At 69.9% G+C, this 18945-nt stretch carries 17 protein-coding genes; 12 read left to right on the plus strand and 5 right to left on the minus strand.

All coding sequences use genetic code 11. The annotated features are described in order from the left end of the window. Positions 1–104 precede the first annotated feature (104 nt). The 9 genes from PBV52_RS30370 to PBV52_RS30410 all read left to right on the plus strand — a co-directional run bounded on the left by PBV52_RS30370 (position 105) and on the right by PBV52_RS30410 (position 10784). On the plus strand, positions 105–1325 hold the full coding sequence (locus PBV52_RS30370) for a M20 family metallopeptidase (protein ID WP_274242671.1): 1221 nt from the start codon (positions 105–107) through the stop codon (positions 1323–1325). Positions 1326–1737: 412 nt separating this feature from the next. Continuing rightward, positions 1738–2790, plus strand: a complete 1053-nt coding sequence (locus PBV52_RS30375) for a BMP family protein (protein ID WP_274242673.1) — start codon at positions 1738–1740, stop codon at positions 2788–2790. A gap of 269 nt (positions 2791–3059) precedes the next feature. Continuing rightward, positions 3060–4109: a BMP family protein gene (locus PBV52_RS30380; protein WP_274242674.1), complete on the plus strand. Its 1050-nt coding sequence runs from the start codon at positions 3060–3062 to the stop codon at positions 4107–4109. Positions 4110–4317: 208 nt separating this feature from the next. Continuing rightward, positions 4318–5913, plus strand: coding sequence for an ABC transporter ATP-binding protein (locus PBV52_RS30385; protein WP_274242676.1), 1596 nt, complete (start codon positions 4318–4320; stop codon positions 5911–5913). Continuing rightward, positions 5913–7037: an ABC transporter permease gene (locus tag PBV52_RS30390; protein WP_274242677.1), complete on the plus strand. Its 1125-nt coding sequence runs from the start codon at positions 5913–5915 to the stop codon at positions 7035–7037. Before PBV52_RS30385 ends, PBV52_RS30390 begins: the two co-directional genes overlap by 1 nt. Next, positions 7034–8311 carry an ABC transporter permease gene (locus PBV52_RS30395; RefSeq protein WP_274242679.1) on the plus strand — a complete coding sequence of 426 codons (1278 nt, stop codon included), beginning with the start codon at positions 7034–7036 and terminating at the stop codon, positions 8309–8311. Before PBV52_RS30390 ends, PBV52_RS30395 begins: the two co-directional genes overlap by 4 nt. Further along, positions 8308–8715, plus strand: a complete 408-nt coding sequence (locus PBV52_RS30400; protein ID WP_274242681.1) for a cytidine deaminase — start codon at positions 8308–8310, stop codon at positions 8713–8715. Before PBV52_RS30395 ends, PBV52_RS30400 begins: the two co-directional genes overlap by 4 nt. A 111-nt stretch (positions 8716–8826) precedes the next feature. Further along, positions 8827–10104, plus strand: a complete 1278-nt coding sequence (locus tag PBV52_RS30405) for a thymidine phosphorylase (protein WP_274249688.1) — start codon at positions 8827–8829, stop codon at positions 10102–10104. 95 nt (positions 10105–10199) lie between these two features. Next, positions 10200–10784, plus strand: a complete 585-nt coding sequence (locus PBV52_RS30410) for a Uma2 family endonuclease (RefSeq protein ID WP_274242683.1) — start codon at positions 10200–10202, stop codon at positions 10782–10784. Positions 10785–10787: 3 nt separating this feature from the next. Here PBV52_RS30410 and PBV52_RS30415 read toward each other — a convergent pair whose 3' ends face one another. Beyond that, on the minus strand, positions 10788–11708 hold the full coding sequence (locus tag PBV52_RS30415; protein WP_274242684.1) for an AEC family transporter: 921 nt from the start codon (positions 11706–11708) through the stop codon (positions 10788–10790). A gap of 170 nt (positions 11709–11878) precedes the next feature. Between PBV52_RS30415 and PBV52_RS30420 the strand changes: the two genes are divergently transcribed. Next, positions 11879–12265, plus strand: coding sequence for an STAS domain-containing protein (locus tag PBV52_RS30420; protein ID WP_274242685.1), 387 nt, complete (start codon positions 11879–11881; stop codon positions 12263–12265). Here PBV52_RS30420 and PBV52_RS30425 read toward each other — a convergent pair. From PBV52_RS30425 to PBV52_RS30435, 3 genes are all read right to left on the minus strand, one after another. Next, positions 12149–13168, minus strand: a complete 1020-nt coding sequence (locus PBV52_RS30425; protein WP_274242686.1) for a sigma-70 family RNA polymerase sigma factor — start codon at positions 13166–13168, stop codon at positions 12149–12151. The two genes, PBV52_RS30420 and PBV52_RS30425, sit on opposite strands and share 117 nt — an antisense overlap. A gap of 122 nt (positions 13169–13290) precedes the next feature. After that, the gene (gene dnaN / locus PBV52_RS30430; protein WP_274242688.1) at positions 13291–14454 is read right to left on the minus strand and encodes a DNA polymerase III subunit beta; all 1164 of its coding nucleotides are present in this window, start codon (positions 14452–14454) and stop codon (positions 13291–13293) included. A 99-nt stretch (positions 14455–14553) separates the two neighbouring features. Next, positions 14554–15828: an MFS transporter gene (locus tag PBV52_RS30435; protein ID WP_274242689.1), complete on the minus strand. Its 1275-nt coding sequence runs from the start codon at positions 15826–15828 to the stop codon at positions 14554–14556. 63 nt (positions 15829–15891) lie between these two features. Between PBV52_RS30435 and PBV52_RS30440 the strand changes: the two genes are divergently transcribed. Further along, on the plus strand, positions 15892–16845 hold the full coding sequence (locus tag PBV52_RS30440) for a LysR family transcriptional regulator (RefSeq protein WP_274242690.1): 954 nt from the start codon (positions 15892–15894) through the stop codon (positions 16843–16845). 16 nt (positions 16846–16861) lie between these two features. Here PBV52_RS30440 and PBV52_RS30445 read toward each other — a convergent pair whose 3' ends face one another. After that, positions 16862–17623 (minus strand): alpha/beta hydrolase, encoded by a 762-nt coding sequence (locus tag PBV52_RS30445; protein WP_274242691.1) that lies wholly within the window; start codon positions 17621–17623, stop codon positions 16862–16864. Positions 17624–17758: 135 nt separating this feature from the next. Here PBV52_RS30445 and PBV52_RS30450 point away from each other — a divergent pair, with 135 nt between their 5' ends. Continuing rightward, positions 17759–18922, plus strand: a complete 1164-nt coding sequence (locus tag PBV52_RS30450; RefSeq protein WP_274242692.1) for an adenosine deaminase — start codon at positions 17759–17761, stop codon at positions 18920–18922. Positions 18923–18945: the final 23 nt, after the last annotated feature.

Consider the following 18945-nt stretch of genomic DNA (forward strand, 5'->3'; position numbering starts at 1 on the left):
TGCTTCGGGCGGCCGGATTTTCTTCCCCAAACGGGTTGAACTTTTGTTGATCGAGGGGCAGTTGGCCACCCCAGCGTCCTACCCTTTAGAGGGTGAACCAACTGATGTCCCCAGAGTCCGAGGCCGATCACACCGGGGAAGCCGCCCTTCCCGGCACCCTGCCGGAGGCGCTCCGTGCCGAACTCATCGAGTTCCGGCGCGACTTGCACATGCACCCGGAACTCGGCAACCAGGAGTTCCGTACGACCGCCGCGATCAAGGCCCGCCTGGAGAAGGCCGGCCTGCAGCCCCGCGTGCTCGCCATCGGAACCGGGCTCATCTGTGACATCGGGGAGTGGGACGGCGGGCGGCCCATGCTCGCCCTGCGCGCCGACATCGACGGCCTGCCCATTCCGGACACGAAGAGTGACTGCCCGTACCGCTCGACCGTCCCCGACCGGGCGCACGCCTGTGGCCACGACGTCCACACGGCCGCGGTGCTGGGCGCCGGCCTGGTGCTGGCCGGACTGCTCGAGCAGGGGCAGCTGCCCCGCCCCGTCCGCCTGATCTTCCAGCCCGCGGAGGAGGTGCTCCCCGGAGGCGCCGCCGACGTCGTCGAGTGCGGGGTGCTGGAGGGGGTGGGGCGGATCCTCGCCGTGCACTGCGACCCCAAGGTGGACGCAGGGAAGATCGGACTGCGGCAGGGTGCCATCACGTCCGCCTGCGACCGTCTCGAAATCGCCCTCGACGGGCCCGGCGGGCACACTGCTCGCCCCCACCTGACGACCGACCTGGTCACCGCCGCCGCCCGGGTCGTCACCGACGTGCCCGCGCTGGTCGCCCGGCGCACCGACGCCCGCAGCGGCCTCGCCGTGACCTGGGGCCGCGTCGAGTCCGGCCACGCGCCCAACGTGATCCCGCAGCACGCCGAGCTATCCGGGACCGTGCGCTGCCTGGACCTCGACACCTGGCGGCAGGCGCCGGACCTCGTCGTCGCCGCCATCGACGAGGTCGCCAACCTCCACCGGGCCAAGTCGGAGATCAACTACGTCCGGGGCGTCCCGCCCGTCGTCAACGACCCGGCCGCCACCGAGCTGCTGCGCGACGCCATGACCGCCCGGCTCGGCGCCGACTCCGTCGAGGGCACGGAGCAGAGCCTCGGGGGTGAGGACTTCTCCTGGTACCTGGAGCACGTTCCGGGCGCCATGGCCCGCCTGGGCGTGCGCGCGCCGGGCGACCGGATCGGGCGGGACCTGCACCAGGGCGATTTCGACGTCGACGAGTCCGCCATCGCGGTGGGGGTGGAGATGTTCACGGCGGCCGCGCTTCTCGACGCCGTCAGGTAGCCGGAGCGGTTTCGCCGTGCGGGGTGCGCTCGTCCGGAGGTCACTCGTCCGCAGGTCGCTCGTCCGGAGGTTGCTCGTCCGGCGGCCGCGCGCCCGTTGTAAGGCGTCGATCGTGACCGTCGGTCGTACCCTCCGCTTGCGGCAGCCATGAAGCGGAGGGAGTCTGAGCCCATGGCGGGCGGTCCTGAGCGTCATCACGGTGAAGGCACCCCTGGTGTACGCAGCGTGCGGTACGCGACGGGTGAAGTTGCCCCATGCGTGCCTTTCGATCCGGTGGTTCACAAGGGCGTAACCGGCCATCGGCACGAATGGATAACGGCAACACGAAACCCCGTTCCCAGGAGTGTCTACGCGCGTTAATGTGCGCCGAACTCAGCACCCACTGCGGGGCTTGGAGAATGGGGACTTCACGATGCGTCGGATATCCAAACTGACCCGTGTCGCGGTGGGGGTCGCGTCGATCGCGCTCGCTGCCACGGCGTGCGGTGGCACCAGCAGCGACAGCGGCGGCGACAGCGACGCGAGCGGCGAGGCCAAGGGTCTCGCCATCGCGTACGACATCGGCGGTAAGGGCGACCAGTCCTTCAACGACGCCGCGTACGCCGGTCTGCAGAAGGCCCAGAAGGAGTTCGGTTACAAGACCGACGACGTCGAGCCCACCGAGGGTGAGACGGACGCCGACAAGGAGCAGCGCCTGTCCTCACTGGCCAGGCAGGGCTACAACCCCGTCATCGGCATCGGCTACGCCTACGGCCCGGCCATCACGGCCGTGTCCAAGAAGTACCCGAAGACCACCTTCGGCATTGTCGACTCCACGGTCGAGGCTGACAACGTGGCATCCCTCGTCTTCGCCGAGGAGCAGGCTTCTTACCTCGCCGGGGTCACCGCTGCCAAGGCCACCAAGTCGAACGTCGTCGGCTTCGTGGGTGGTGTGGACATCCCGCTGATCCACAAGTTCGAGGCCGGCTACAAGCAGGGCGTCCTGGACACCAACCCGAAGGTCAAGGTCCTGTCGCAGTACCTGACCCAGACCGCCGAGGAGGGTGGCTTCGCCAGCCCCGACAAGGGCAAGGCCGCCGCCGAGGGCCAGATCGAGAAGAAGGCCGACGTCGTCTACCAGGCGGCCGGTCTCTCCGGCCAGGGCGTCATCGAGGCCGCCGCGAAGGCCAAGGTCTGGGCGATCGGCGTCGACTCCGACCAGTACAAGCAGGCCGCCCTGGCGACGTACAAGAACTCCATCCTGACCTCCGCCCTCAAGGACGTCGGCGGCGCGGTCTACGCGCTGGCCAAGTCCGTCCACGACGACAAGCCGCTGACCGGCACCCAGACCTTCGACCTGAAGGTCAACGGCGTCGGCCTGGCCGAGTCCAACCCGGAGTTCGCGAAGATCGCGGGCCTGTCCGACGCCGTGGCGAAGGCCAAGGCGGGCATCATCGACGGCTCGATCAAGGTCAAGACCGAGTAGCAGCGGTCGTACGCACACAGAGCGGGCGGGCATCCGGGGGGTGCCCGCCCGCTCTGTCGTTCCCGGCTTCTCCGGATCACCCACCGCCACCCTGCGTTTGCTGTCGGCAAGGCCTTGGTCAAGGTCTGACGTGGTGTTGGCCACGGGCGCATAACAAGGTGGACAGAAGGGGTTTTCAGGCAGGTCTACGCGCGTTAATCTGCGGCGAAAGCCAGCGCCGTAGCTATCAGGCTGTCCGTCCGGCGCTTGTACGACAGGAGCACCTACACATGCGCCGGATTTCCCGGATAACGGTCGCAGGCGCAGCGACCGCCTCTCTGGCCCTCGCGCTCTCCGCCTGTGGCGGCACCTCGACCTCGGCCTCGTCGTCGGAGTCGAAGGGGGACAAGGGCCTCGCCATCGCGTACGACGTCGGCGGCAAGGGCGACCAGTCCTTCAACGACGCCGCGTACGCGGGCCTGGAGCAGGCGAAGAAGGCGTTCCAGTACGACACCGCCGACGTCGAGCCCACCGAGGGTGAGACGGACGCCGACAAGGAGCAGCGACTGGTGTCGCTGGCCAAGCAGGGTTACAACCCGGTCGTCGGTGTCGGCTACGCGTACGCCACCGCCGTGAAGGGCGCCGCGGAGAAGTTCCCCGACACCACCTTCGGCATCGTCGACGACTCCACCGTCGAGTCGAAGAACGTGGCCGACCTGGTCTTCTCCGAGGAGGAGGCCTCGTACCTGGCCGGTGTCGCCGCCGCCAAGAGCACCAAGACGAACACGGTCGGCTTCGTGGGCGGTGTGGACATCCCGCTGATCCACAAGTTCCAGGCCGGCTACGAGCAGGGCGTCAAGGACACCAACCCCAAGGTCAAGGTCCTCTCCCAGTACCTCACGCAGACCGCGGAGGAGGGTGGCTTCGCCAGCCCGGACAAGGGCAAGTCGGCCGCCGAGGGCCAGATCGAGAAGAAGGCCGACGTCGTCTACGCGGCCGCCGGTCTCTCCGGCCAGGGTGTCATCGAGGCCGCCGCCGCCAACAAGGTGTGGGCGATCGGTGTCGACTCCGACCAGTACGAGCAGGAAGCCCTTGCCAAATACAAGGACTCCATCCTGACCTCGGCCATGAAGGACGTCGCCAAGGCGGTGTACAACCTGGCGAAGTCGGTCGAGGACGGCAAGCCCGAGACCGGTATCGTTCGTGGCGATCTGAAGACCGGCCAGGTGAGCCTGTCGAACTCCAACCCGAAGTTCGCGGACGACGCCGCGGTCCAGGAAGCCATCAAGACGGCCAAGGAGAAGATCGTCAGCGGCGAGATCAAGGTCAAGACGAGCTGAGTACAGCAACACCCTGAGCAGCGGTAACCCCGGGGTTACGTCCGCTCAACGGGGTACGGGGAGGATCTCCCCGTACCCCGTTGTCGCGGTGCGTCGGCCCCGTATCAGGCCATCGGGGCGCTACGCGCGTAGACGACCCCCGTCCCCAGGAGAGTGCGCCATCAACGCGTCCAGCAGCCCTCCGGCCGGCGCGGCGGTCAACGGTCAGGTGACCGCCGTCGAACTCGCCGGGATCACTAAGCGTTTCCCGGGCGTCGTGGCCAACCACGACATCCACCTCAGCGTCCGCAAGGGCACCGTCCACGCCCTCGTCGGTGAGAACGGCGCCGGCAAGTCGACGCTGATGAAGATCCTCTACGGCATGCAGAAGCCCGACGAGGGCACCATCGCGATCGACGGCGAGCAGGTCACCTTCTCGTCGCCGGCCGACGCCATCGTCCGCGGCATCGGCATGGTGCACCAGCACTTCATGCTCGCCGACAACCTCACCGTCCTCGAGAACGTGGTGCTGGGCAGCGAGAAGCTGTACGGCATCGGCGCCAAGGCCCGCCGGAAGATCAAGGAGCTCTCCGAGCGCTACGGCCTCGGCGTGAAGCCCGACCTCCTGGTCGAGGAGCTCGGCGTCGCCGCCCGCCAGCGCGTGGAGATCCTCAAGGTCCTCTACCGCGGCGCCACCACGCTGATCCTCGACGAGCCCACGGCCGTCCTGGTGCCGCAGGAGGTCGACGCGCTCTTCGACAACCTGCGCGAGCTGAAGGCCGAGGGCCTGTCGGTCATCTTCATCTCCCACAAGCTGGGCGAGGTCCTGTCCGTCGCGGACGAGATCACCGTCATCCGCCGCGGTACGACGGTCGGTACGGCCGTACCCTCCGAGACCACCCCGCGCCAGCTCGCCGAGATGATGGTGGGCAGCGAGCTGCCGACGCCGGAGACCGCGGAGTCGACGGTCACCGACCGCCCCGTCATCACGGTCGACAAGCTGCGCCTGGAGGCGGCCGGCGGCAAGGCCCTGCTGGACGACATCACCTTCACCATCCACGCGGGCGAGGTCCTGGGCATCGCCGGCGTCGAGGGCAACGGCCAGACCGAGCTGGTGGACGCGCTCATCGGCCTCAAGAGCGCCGACTCCGGCACGATCTCGCTGATCGACGAGGAGATCACCGGCTGGACCACCCGCAAGCGCCGCGAGCAGGGCATCGGCTACATCCCCGAGGACCGCCACCGCCACGGCCTGCTCCTGGAGGCCCCCCTCTGGGAGAACCGCATCCTCGGCCACGTCACCGAGAAGCCCAACGCCAAGGGCGTCTGGCTGGACCCGAAGGCCGCGCAGGCGGACACGCGCCGCATCGTCGAGGCGTACGACGTCCGCACCCCCGGCATCGACGTCACCGCCGCCTCCCTGTCCGGCGGCAACCAGCAGAAGCTGATCGTCGGCCGCGAGATGAGCCACAAGCCGCGCTTCCTCATCGCCGCGCACCCGACCCGTGGTGTGGACGTCGGCGCGCAGGCCGCCATCTGGGACCACATCCGTGAGGCCCGCCGCGAGGGCCTGGCCGTGCTGCTGATCTCCGCCGACCTGGACGAGCTGATCGGCCTGTCCGACACCCTCCGCGTGATCTACAACGGCAAGCTGGTCGCCGACGCCGACCCGGCCACCATCACCCCGGAGGAGCTGGGCTCGGCGATGACCGGTGCCGCCACCGGTCACCTGGAACACGAAGAGACCCCCGAGTCCCCGGCAGACACCCCCGAGACTCCCGAGATCCGCAAGTCTCCCGAGTCTCCGGAAGACGAGGCCCGCTGATGAAGAAGTTCGACAAGGAGCGCGTGCTCCTCGCCGTGGCCGGACCGGTCATCGCGCTCGCCGTGGCCTTCGTGCTCAGCGCGATCGTGCTGATCGCCTCGGGCAAGAGCCCGGTCGAGCCGTACACCCTGATGTTCGAGCAGGCCTCGTACTCCGACATCCAGGTCCTGATCATCAACCAGGCCTCGATGTACTACATCGCGGCCCTCGCGGTGGCCATCGGCTTCCGGATGAACCTGTTCAACATCGGTGTCGACGGCCAGTACCAGCTCGCCGCCATGATGGCCGCGATCGTCGGCGCCCACGCGAACCTGCCGGCCGCTCTCCAGGTCCCGCTGCTGATCCTCACCGCGGTCTGCACCGGCGCCTTCTGGTCCGGCATCGCCGGTGTCCTCAAGGTCACCCGCGGCGTCAGCGAGGTCGTCGCGACGATCATGCTCAACGCGATCGCCACCTCCGTGATTGCCTACCTGTGGCTGCCGAACGTCTTCGGCGTCAAGGTCGGCAACAACAACACCACCGGCGAGATGCACGAGTCCGGCTGGGTCCCCGGCATCGACATGGGCGACGCCGGCGAGATCTACGGCCTGGTCTTCCTCGCCGTCCTGCTCGGCATCGGCTACTGGGTCGTCCTCAACCGCACCCGCTTCGGCTTCGACCTGCGCGCCTCCGGCGCCTCGGAGACCGCCGCGGCCGCCAGCGGTGTCGACCCCAAGCGCATGGTGCTCACCGCCATGCTGATCTCCGGCGGCATCGCGGGCCTCGCCGGCCTGCCGATCCTGCTCGGCGACACGCACACCTACAGCCTGAACTTCCCCACCGGCATCGGCTTCCTCGGCATCGGCATCGCCCTGCTCGGCCGTAACAGCCCCGTCGGCATCGCGTTCGCCGCCCTGCTGTGGGCCTGGCTCGACAAGGCATCGCCCGAGCTGGACTTCCACGACTACGACAAGGAGATCGCGGTCATCATGCAGGGCCTGATCGTGCTCTCCGTCGTCGTCTCCTACGAGGCCGTACGCGAGTGGGGCCTGCGCCGCCAGCAGCGCCGGGTCGGCGCGGAACTGGCCGCCGGTCATGTGCTCGGTGCCGACAACAACACCACGAAGGAGGTGGCAGGCCGATGACCACCCCGCAGACTTCAGCGGTCGATGTCAACCAGCCCACGCTGCAGCCCGCGGCTCCGACGGGCCGCCGCCTGTCGTGGCCCGTCCTGCTGCTGGTCATCGCCGGAGCCCTGGCGCTGACCTCGATCGTCCGCATCATCACCGGCGCCGACGGCATCACCAACGTCAGCCAGATGTCCACCGCGCTCCAGCTCGCCGTGCCGATCGGCCTCGCCGGTCTCGGCGGTCTGTGGGCCGAGCGGGCGGGTGTGGTCAACATCGGCCTCGAGGGCATGATGATCCTCGGCACCTGGTTCGGCGCCTGGGCCGGCTTCCAGTGGGGCCCGTGGACCGGTGTCCTGGTCGGCATCGCCGGCGGCGCGATCGGCGGCCTGCTGCACGCGTTCGTCACCGTCACCTTCAACGTCAACCACATCGTCTCCGGTGTGGCCATCAACATCCTCGCCCTGGGCGCCACCCGCTACCTCGCGCCCCTCGCCTTCGAGGGCCACGCGGGCGGCTCCGCCAAGCAGTCCCCGGCGGTCGACTCGCTCGGCAACTTCACCGTGCCGGGCCTGTCCGACGCGCTGCGGGACCTCAACAACCAGGGCTGGTTCTTCATCTCGGACATCGCCGGTCTGCTCGGCGGCCTGGTCACCAACGTCTCCTGGCTGACCCTGATCGCCGTCGCGCTGATCCCCGCCACCTGGTGGATCCTGTGGCGCACCTCCTTCGGACTGCGCCTGCGTTCCTGCGGTGAGAACCCGGTGGCGGCCGAGTCCCTCGGCGTGAACGTCTACAAGTACAAGTACATCGCCGTGGTCATCTCCGGCGGCCTGGCCGGCCTCGGCGGCGTCTTCCTGTCCATCGTGGCCAACCCCTTCTACCTGGAGGGCCAGGTCAGCGGCCGCGGCTACATCGGTCTCGCCGCGATGATCTTCGGTAACTGGATGCCGGGCGGCCTCGCCCTCGGCGCCGGTCTGTTCGGCTACACCGACAGCCTCAACCTGCGCGGCGGCTCCACGAACGTCCACGCCCTGCTGCTGCTCGGCGCGCTTTTGCTGATCATCGGCGCCATCTGGCTCGTGATCACCAAGAAGTACGCCTCGTCGATGATCACCGCAGTCGTCGGCGCCCTGGTGTTCGCCTGGTACGCCAGCACCAACGAGGTCCCGAACCAGGTCGTCTCCGCCACGCCCTACGTCATCACGCTCATCGTCCTCACGCTGTCCGCGCAACGCCTCAGGATGCCGAAGGCGGACGGCCTGCCGTACCGGAAGGGCCAGGGCAAGTGACCCCGGCCGCCTCCCACGACGTCGACTGGGACAAGCTGCGCGCGGCGGCCCGGGACGCCATGTCCCGCGCGTACGCCCCGTACTCCGGCTACCCGGTCGGCGTCGCGGCCCTGGTCGACGACGGCCGCATGATCACCGGCTGCAACGTCGAGAACGCGTCGTACGGCCTCGGCCTGTGCGCCGAGTGCGGGCTGGTCTCGGAGCTGCAGAACACGGGGGGCGGCAGGCTGACGCACTTCACGTGCGTCGACGGCAAGGGCGACATCCTCGTCCCGTGCGGCCGCTGCCGACAGCTGCTGTACGAGTTCGGCGGCCCGGACCTGCTGCTGGAGACCCCGGCGGGCACCCTGCCGCTCTCGGAGATGCTGCCCCAGGCCTTCGGGCCGGGCCACCTCACCAAGTAACTCCCGTGCGGCCCCTCTGAGTTGCCCGGGCGACTGGACCAGTTGCCCGAGCACCGGCTCAGAGGGGCCGTACGACTTCTGGAATCCTCGGAAGGAAGCCAAGCCATGGCCATGGACGCCATCTCCGTCATCCGCACCAAGCGGGACCGCGGCGAGCTCAGCGACGAGCAGATCGACTGGGTCATCGACGCGTACACCCGTGGGGAGGTCGCCGACTACCAGATGGCCGCCCTCAACATGGCGATCCTCCTCAACGGCATGAACCGCCGTGAGATCGCCCGCTGGACGGCCGCGATGATCGCCTCCGGCGAGCGCATGGACTTCGCGTCCCTGTCCCGCCCGACCGCCGACAAGCACTCCACGGGCGGCGTCGGCGACAAGATCACCCTCCCGCTCGCGCCCCTGGTGGCGGCCTGCGGCGCCGCCGTTCCGCAGCTCTCGGGCCGGGGCCTCGGCCACACGGGCGGCACGCTGGACAAGCTGGAGTCGATCCCGGGCTGGCGTGCGCTGCTCTCCAACGAGGAGATGCTGAACGTCCTCGACACCACCGGCGCGGTGATCTGCGCGGCCGGTGACGGCCTGGCCCCCGCGGACAAGAAGCTGTACGCACTGCGCGACGTCACCGGCACGGTCGAGGCGATCCCCCTGATCGCCTCGTCGATCATGTCGAAGAAGATCGCGGAGGGCACGGGCTCCCTGGTCCTGGACGTGAAGGTCGGCACCGGCGCGTTCATGAAGACCATCGAGGACGCGCGGGAACTGGCGTCCACGATGGTGGGCCTGGGCACGGACCACGGCGTGAAGACGGTCGCGCTCCTCACGGACATGTCCACCCCTCTCGGCCTCACGGCGGGCAACGCCCTTGAGGTCCGCGAGTCGGTCGAGGTCCTCGCGGGCGGCGGCCCCTCCGATGTGGTCGAGCTGACGATCGCCCTGGCCCGCGAAATGCTGGATGCCGCCGGGGTGAAGGACGCCGACCCGGCCAAGGCCCTGGCCGACGGCTCGGCCATGGACGTCTGGCGGCGCATGATCGCGGCTCAGGGCGGCGACCCGGACGCGGAGCTGCCGGTCGCGCGCGAGCAGCACGTGATCAAGGCCCCGTCCTCCGGTGTCCTGACCCGCCTCGATGCCTACGACATCGGTATCGCCGCCTGGCGCCTGGGTGCCGGGCGCGCCCGCAAGGAGGACCCGGTGCAGGCGGGCGCGGGCATCGAACTGCACGCCAAGCCGGGCGAGACGGTGACCGAGGGCCAGCCCCTGCTGACCCTGCACACGGACACCCCGGAGCGCTTCGACTACGCGCTCCAGGCGGTCGAGGGCTCCTACGACGTCGCGGCGCCGGGGACGGACTTCACGGCGTCGCCGGTGGTGCTGGAGCGCATCGCCTGACCTGCGGTTTCCTCTTTCGGGTTAACGGGATCGGTGGACCGGCGCCGGTCCCGTTCGGCATGCTGGGATCGGTGACGCACCGATAGGAGACCGCCATGAGCGCACTCACCGTGAGCCAGGACCCCGACCAGAACTGGGACGACCTCGTCCGGTACTGGGAGGAGATGGACTGGCCCGAGGGCAGCAAGGTGGAGATCATTGAGGGGATCATCACCGTGTCACCTGCTCCCGCATCCCGCCACAACGTGATCGCGGAACGAATTCAGCGTCGCCTCTACTCCGCGATCCCCGACGACTGGGGGATCTTCCAGACACTGGCGATCGCCGTGCCGTCACGTCTGGGCATGCTCATCCCTGACCTGCTCGTGGCTCCCGTGCAGGAATGCGCGGAGGCGGAATCCCACATCCCGGCAGCCCTCGCCGAACTCGTCGTCGAGGTGACCTCCAAGTCCAACGCCCACCACGACCGCGTCAGCAAGCCCGCCGCCTATGCCACCGCCGGGATTCCGCTCTACCTGCTGATCGACCGCTGGGCCCCCGGAGGGCCCACCGCCACGCTCTTCGGAGAGCCGAAGGGCGATGTCTACCGTGTGCTGAGCGCAGTCAAGTTCGGTGACCCCATCAAGCTGCCGGAGCCCTTCGACGTGACGATCGACACCGGTGAGTTCCCGGTCGACTGACCGTCAGCCCAGCAGTGTCGCCACCACGACGAGGACCGGCACCGACAACACCGTCGACAGCAGAATCGAGTCCCGAGCCAACCGCTCGCCCACCCCGTAACTCGACGCGTACGTGAACAGGTTCTGTGCGGCAGGCAGCGCCGACGTCACCACGACGTCCAGCAGCGGAGCGCCCCGCAGGCCGAACACCCCCGCCGCCAGTGCCCAGGCCGCCGCGGGCTGGCCCACCGACTTGAGCGCGACCGAGAGCAGCACCGGATGCCGGTCCGGGCCCCGGCCGGGCATCGTGCTCCCGCACAGGGAGATGCCGAAGGCCAGCAGGACCGCCGGGACCGACATGCCGCCGATCAGGGTCAGCGGGTCCAGGACGGGCGCCGGGACCTTCAACCCCGCCGCCGAGACCGCCACCCCCGCCAGCGAGCCCACCGCGATCGGGTTGCGCAACGGCGTCAGCAGCCGCCGCCACAGCGGCCCCTTCTCGCCCTCGCCGGACAGGTCCAGGACCGTCAGCGCGATCGGGGTGACCCCGATCAGCTGGAACAGCAGCACCGGCGCCACCAGCGAGGCGTCACCCAGGACGTACACCGCGATGGGGATGCCGAGGTTGCCGGAGTTGACGTAGCTGGAGCACAGCGCGCCGATCGTCGTACGGCCCACGCCCCAGCGCCGTACGACCCCGACCGCGACGAAGACCCCGGCCGCCGCGGCCGTGCTCAGTGCCGTGACCAGGAGGCGGCTGGAGAAGATCACCGAGAGGTCGGTCTGCGCCAGCGTGGTGAACAGCAGGGCCGGGGACGCCACATGGAACGCCAGCTTGGTCAGCACCTCGCGGCCATTGCTGCCGAGGTAACCGCGCCGGCCGATCGCATAACCCACCCCGATGACGACCGCGATCACCGCGAACCCCGTCAACACCCCCTGCACGGCGCCCCCTTCGCGGGGAGGAGGCCGCAGGGTATTCGGGGATGCGCTGATGCGTGGGGCATACAGCCAACCCTCCGGGGAAGGAGGGGAGCAGGTCAACGTGATCTCGGTCGGCGGACACCCGCGCACGGGCGACGAGCAGCGGGAATCGGCGACCGGCGCCTGGCCCGATGAGTTACGCCCGCCCGCCCGGTCTACCGATCGTGGACGCCATGACACCCGCTGTACTCGTGCTGGCCGGCCCCGTCACCCGGGATGAGGTGGCAGGGCTGTGTGACGACGTGCGGGCGCTTTTGGAGGCCTCCGGTGTGAGGGCTGTGGTGTGTGATGTCGGTGGGCTCGGGCCGCCGGGGCTCGGGGTCGTCGATCTGCTGGCGCGGCTGCAGCTGGCCGCCCGGCGGGCCGGGGGACGGATACGGCTGCGTGATCCCGACCCCGCCCTACTCCCCCTGCTCGACCTGGTCGGGCTCCGCTTCGAGGTGGAGGGGCAGCCCGAACAGCGGGAACCACCTCTTGGTGTCGAGGAAGAAGTGGAACCCGGTGAGCCGGCCGTCTGATATCTCCAGCACCTGGACCGCCCACGGGGTGAAGCCGCCCTCTTCCGGGTCCGGCTTGTACTGGGCGAAGCCCGGCAGACCGTTCACCTGCACCGGTACCAGGCGCGAGCCTTCGCAGGCGGAGCCCAGTGTCGTCATGAAGCCCGTGATGTCGGAGTGGCCCGTCAGCCACAGGTCGAACGGCGGCATCGTCATGACGGCGTCCTCGTGCAGTAGCGCGGTCAGCGCCGTCATGTCGTACCCCTCGAAGGCGGCGACATAGCGCTCGAGCAGCTTCTGCTGCTGCTCGTCCAGCGGGTCGGAGACGGCCGCGCCGGCCGCCTTGTCGTCCCGCTCGGCCAGTGTGGCCCGCGCCCGCTGCAGCGCGCTGTTCACCGACGCGACCGTCGTGTCCAGCAGCTCGGCGACCTCGCTCGCCTTCCAGGCCAGCACCTCGCGCAGGATCAGCACCGCCCGCTGCTTGGCCGGCAGCTGCTGCAGGGCGGCCATGAAGGCGAGCCGCACCGACTCCTTGGCGACGGCCGCCTCCGCCGGGTCCTCGACCGTCGGCAGCACCCGGTTGTCCGGCATCGGCTCCAGCCAGGTGTTGTCCGGACGGGGCGAGAGCGCCGCCTGGGCCAGTGGTGTGGACTCGCTGAGGTCCATGGGCCTGGCCCGCTTGTTGCTGACGGTCAGCATGTCCAGGCAGACGTTGGTCGCGATGCGGTACAGCCATGACCGCAGGCTGGAACGCCCCTCGAACTTGTCGTAGCTGCGCCAGGCTCGGACCATCGTGTCCTGCACCGCGTCCTCGGCCTCGAAGGAGGAGCCGAGCATGCGGTAGCAGTACCCGGTCAGCTCGACGCGGTGTTTCTCCAGCCTGATATCGAGGTCCGTCGTCGTGGTCGCCGTACCGTCGCTCATCGTCCACCCACCCCTGTGGCCCTATCCGTCCGTGCGCCCCTTTGCGCCCAGCACTTCGGAAGCTACCGCAGCCCACTGACAATGGCCCCCGGAGCGCACAAACGCGCACGTCAGAGCATGTGTCAGACCAGTTGCTTCACGGACATGAGCAGATGCCGATGAGAAGCGGGCCCTGCCCCGGCACCCCCGTCCTCGGCTCCGTCCTCACCCGCCACCGCGCTGAGCAGCGTCCGCTGTCCCGTCCCCAGCATCTCCAGCCGCAGCCGGGGAGCCTCGAAGGAGTTCAGCGCGTCCAGCAGATACGCCGGATTGAAGGCCACGGTGACCTCCTGCGCGCCGCTCAGCACGGCCGGCAGCCGCTGCGCCGCCACGTCGTCCCCGTACCCGGCCTGCAGCAGCACGGACCCGTCGGCCGAGAAGTCCAACCGCACCGGACTGCTCGCCTCCGCCACCACGGCGACCCGCCGCACCGCCTCCGTCAGCGCCCCGCACTCCACCTCGGCGACGGCGGCCCCGCCCATGTCGAACAGCGACCCGTACTTCGGCAGCCGCCCGTCCAGCAGCCGTACGACGGTCCGCATGCCCCCGCCTTCGAACCCGGCCAGCCCACCTCCCGCCGCGGCATCCAGCCCGATCCGCACGACCCCGCACCGCGCCAACGCCCGCGCGGTGTCCAGCAGTCGGCGTGCGGGTATCAGCGCCTCCACGACACCGTCAGAGCCCTCCACAGCCCGCTCCGGCTTCCACCCCACCCGCCGTACGGCATACCGATACCGGTCCGACGCCGACAGGGTCATCCGGTCGCCGTCCAAGCGCACCTGCACGCCGGTCAGCACCGGCAGCGTCTCGTCCCGCCCCGCCGCCACGGCCACCTGCCCGACGGCGGTCGCGAACGCCGCGGCGTCCACGCTGCCGTAAGCCGAAGGCTGCGGCGGCAGCGCCGGGTACTCCTCGCGCGGCAGCGTCGACAGGCCGAACTCGGTGCCGCCCGCCTCCACCGTGAACCGCGTGCCCTCCAGGGCACAGCTCACCGGCCCGTCCGGCAGCACCCGGCAGATGTCCAGCAGCCGACGCCCGGGCACGAGCACCTCACCGGCCCCCGTGGTCTCGGCGCTCACCCCCCTACGCGCCGCGGCCTCGAAGTCGAACCCCGAGACGGTGAGACGCCCGGCGTCGACGGCCAGCAGCAGACCGCCCAGCACCGGCACCGGCGTGCGCGACGGCAGCACGCGCCCCGCCCACGCCACGGCCTCGGCGAAGGCGGCCCGCTCGATTCGGAACTCCATCAAAAATCCCCCTGGTCGGTCCGGTCGTCAGTGATCGCGGAGGCTATCCGCCCCCACTGACAACCGGCCCCGACCAGGGGGAACGGACGTACGAGTGGATCAGGCCGCCGTCGCCAGCTGCTGTCGCTGAAGTCGCGCGGCCCGCGTCCCGAACACCGTGATCGTCACCACGCCGAGCACCGCCAGCAGGCCGACCCCGACCGTCCCGGCCCAGCCGCCCGCGTGGAAGGCCACCGCGCCGACCGTGCTGCCCGCGCTGGAGCCGATGTAGTAGGCGGACTGGTAGAGCGCCGAGGCCTGGGCGCGGCCGTGTGTCGCCGTCTTGCTGACCGCCGAGGACGCCACCGCGTGTCCGGCGAAGAAGCCGCCGGTGATCAGGACCAGGCCGAGAAGGACCAGCGGGAGCGAGCCCGCCAGGGACAGCAGCAGACCCGCCGCCGTCGTCGCGCCCGCCGCGTACAGGGCGCCCCGGCGGCCCAGGCGGCCCACCAGCCGCCCCGCCGTCGACGCCGACACCGTACCGACCAGGTACACCAGGAAGACCGAGCCGATGATGCCCTGGGGGAGGCCGAACGGCGCCTCCGTCAGGCGGTAGCCGATCACCGTGTACACGCCGCCGAAGATCGTCATGAACAGGGCGCCGATCGCGTACAGGCGGCACAGCAGCGGGTTGGCGAGGTGGTCGCGGACCGTGCGGGCCAGGACCCGCGGGCGCAGCGAGCCCCGCTTGAAGTGGCGCGGTGCCGGGAGCAGCAGCCGGAAGGCCACCGCGCACGCGACCGCGATCACGCCGATCACGCCGATCGCGACCCGCCAGCCCCACTCCTGCGCGACCCAGCCGGTGATCACCCGGCCGCTCATGCCGCCGACGCTGTTGCCCGCGACGAACAGTCCGATCGCCGTGACCAGCGCCTTCGGGCGGACCTCCTCGGCCAGATAGGCCGTGGCCGACGCCGGCAGACCCGCCAGCGCCGCGCCCTGGACCGCCCGCAGCACGACCAGGGCGGTCAGGTTCGGCGCGAAGGGGACCAGCAGCCCGACCGTCACCGCGACCGCCAGCGACGCCGTCATGACCGTACGGCGTCCGAACCGCTCCGACAGCGCGCTCATCGGCAGCACGAACAGGGCCAGACCGCCCGTCGCCGCCGCCACCGTCCAGCTCGCCTCGCTCGCCACAACCCCGAACTCGCCCGAGATCAGCGGCAGCAGGGCCTGCGTGGAGTAGAGGAGCGCGAAGGTCGCGACACCGGCGAGGAAGAGGGCGAAGCTCATCCGGCGGTAGCCGGGGCCGCCCGGGGCCATGCGGGAGTCGGCGAGAGGGACAGCGGGTGCGGCGCCCACGGTGGTGGACGCCCCGGTACTGGCGGGAGACATGCTTCGAAGCTACGTACGATCCCGCTGATCCGTCCAATGCATGGATTGGCCATAATCGTTCCCATGGAGCATCAGCAGAGGTCACGAGCTCGCCTGTCACCATCCAGTGACACAGAAGACATGGTGATGTTGCTGGCGCCCCGCCTCGCGTACTTCGCCGGCGTCGCCCGCACCGAGCACGTCACCCGGGCCGCGCAGGAGATGCAGGTCCCGCAGTCCACGCTCTCCCGTGCCATGGTCCGCCTCGAACAGGACCTGGGCGTCGACCTGTTCGCCCGCCACGGCCGTACGGTCTCGCTGACGCCCGCCGGCCGCACCTTCCTCGGCTCCGTCGAACGTGCCCTCGCGGAGATCGAGCGCGCCGCCGACGAGGTCCGCGCCGACGCCGACCCGGCCACCGGCAAGGTCGCCTTCGGCTTCCTGCACACCATGGGCGCGGAAACGGTCCCCGGCCTGATCCACGCCTTCCGCGCCGACCACCCCCGCATCCGCTTCAGCCTCGTCCAGAACTACGGCGAGGCGATGATCGAGCGTCTGCGCTCCGGTGAGCTCGACCTGTGCCTGACGTCCCCGGTACCGGACGCCCCCGACCTGGTGGCCCGCCGCGTGGACGAACAGAAACTCCGTCTGGTCGTCCCGGCCGACCACCGTCTGGCGGCGCGCAAACGCGTCCGCCTGGCCGAGGCGGCCGACGAGACCTTCGTGACCCTGGAGCCCGGCTACGGCATGCGCCGCATCACCGACGACCTGTGCAGACAAGCGGGGTTCAAGCCCCGCATCGCCTTCGAGGGCGAGGAGGCGGAGACGCTGCGCGGACTGGTGGCGGCGGGGCTCGGAGTCGCCCTGCTGCCGCCACCGGCGGTGCCCCGCCCGGGCGTGGTCGAGCTGACGGTCACGGCTCCACGAGCGGTGCGGGAAATCGGTGTCGCCTGGTTGGAGGGCCGCCCGGACACGCCGCCGGTGGCGGCCTTCAAGAAGTTCCTGCTCTCGAAGAAGGGCAACCTGCTCCCCGCCTAGGGGGCCGGCCCCCGCGCTACCTCCGCAACGACTTCCCGAACCCCGCGGCCAACGGCATCCGCAGCCCCAGCGGAGGCGGAGCCGCGAACGCGTCGGCGACCGGCCGGGAGAACGCCCTCCCGAACAGCACCCCCATGACGAAGTCCTCGGCCAGCGCGAGGACTTCGTCCCGATGCTGATGCAACCCATGTCGATCGGAGTGCACTTCGAACCGGCACACGTCCCTGTTCGCCTTCTTCGCCCGCTCCGCCAACCGGAACGACAGCTCGGGATCGGTGCGCTCGTCATTCGTGCCGTGCACGACCAGCACCCGCCGCCCGCCGAGCTGCTTCACCGGTTCGGGTGAGGCCGCCAGGTCCTCTTCCGGCAGCCAAGGAGCGATCGCCAGCGCGGAGTTGACGGCCTCGTGGCCGGCCGCGTGCAGGGCCGCCCGTCCGCCCATGTCGATCCCGGCGAGGCACACCGGGACGTCCCCGTAGCGCCGTACGACCTCGTCCGCGGCCCATGACGCGTCGCTCGCGAGGTTCGCGGAGGTGCCGTTCCACCCGCGGAAGCGGTAGTGGACGACATGCGCGGCCAGCCCGTCCCCGCGTCCCGCCCGCATCAGGCGGCGCCCCAGCGCCCGCACGTACGAGGTCGCCAACAGGGTCGCCGGCTTGCGATGTGAGACCTCGTCACCTCCGGGAAGCAGGAGGACCACGCCGCTCACCGCTGTCGGCTCCGGCCCGATCGCTCTGCCCAGCCGGGCCCTGCGAACCGGCGTCGCTTGGTGTGCCATGACAGAACAGTGTCAGAAGCGCGGGTGTACGCCACCCTGCCGTGGGGTCACCGTTACGTATCGACGGATTCGTACAGCGAAGGGAAACGGCGCGATGAGCGCGCCGTCTACGCGCGTAGGCGTTACAGTGCGAAAATGACGAGCCAGACTGCCCAGAAGGCGACCATCCCGAGCTCGGACCAGATCCGCCGGGCGCCGAAGGTTCTGCTGCACGACCACCTCGACGGCGGGTTGCGCCCCGGCACCGTCGTCGAGCTCGCCCGCGCGTCGGGCTACACCCAGCTCCCCGAGACCGACCCCGACAAGCTCGGCCTGTGGTTCCGCGAGGCGGCCGACTCCGGCTCCCTGGAGCGGTACTTGGAGACCTTCTCGCACACCGTCGGCGTGATGCAGACCCGCGAGGCCCTCGTCCGGGTCGCGCGCGAGTGCGCCGAGGACCTCGCCGAGGACGGGGTCGTCTACGCCGAGGTGCGGTACGCGCCCGAACAGCACCTCGAAGGCGGGCTCACCCTCGAAGAGGTCGTCGAGGCCGTCAACGAGGGCTTCCGGGAGGGCGAGCGCATCGCGCGCGAGAACGGCCTCCGCATCCGCGTGGGTGCCCTGCTCACCGCCATGCGGCACGCCGCCCGCGCCCTGGAGATCGCCGAACTCGCCAACCGCTACCGCGACCTGGGCGTCGTCGGCTTCGACATCGCGGGCGCCGAGGCCGGCCACCCGCCCACCCGGCACCTCGACGCCTTCGAGTACCTCAAGCGCGAGAACAACCACTTCACCATCCACGCGGGCGAGGCCTTCGGCCTGCCGTCCATCTGGCAGGCCCTGCAGTGGTGCGGCGCCGACCGGCTCGGGCACGGGGTGCGCATCATCGACGACATCCAGGTGCACGCCGACGGCTCGGTGAAGCTCGGCCGGCTCGCCTCGTACGTACGGGACAAGCGCATCCCGCTGGAGCTGTGCCCCAGCTCCAACCTCCAGACGGGCGCCGCCGACTCCTACGCAGCCCACCCCATCGGACTGCTGCGCCGGCTGCACTTCCGGGCCACCGTGAACACCGACAACCGTCTCATGTCCCACACCAGCATGAGCCGGGAATTCGAGCACCTTGTCGAGGCATTCGGCTACACGCTCGACGACATGCAGTGGTTCTCCGTCAATGCGATGAAATCATCGTTCATTCCTTTCGATGAACGGCTCGCGATGATCAATGACGTCATCAAGCCCGGATATGCCGAACTGAAGTCCGAGTGGCTTTTCCGACAGGCGACGTCTACCAGCGACTCTGCGGCTGAGGAGGAGTGACCGGGGGCTCTCCGCCTACAGGG

Source organism: Streptomyces sp. T12, assembly GCF_028736035.1.
Classification (GTDB): Bacteria; Actinomycetota; Actinomycetes; order Streptomycetales; family Streptomycetaceae; genus Streptomyces.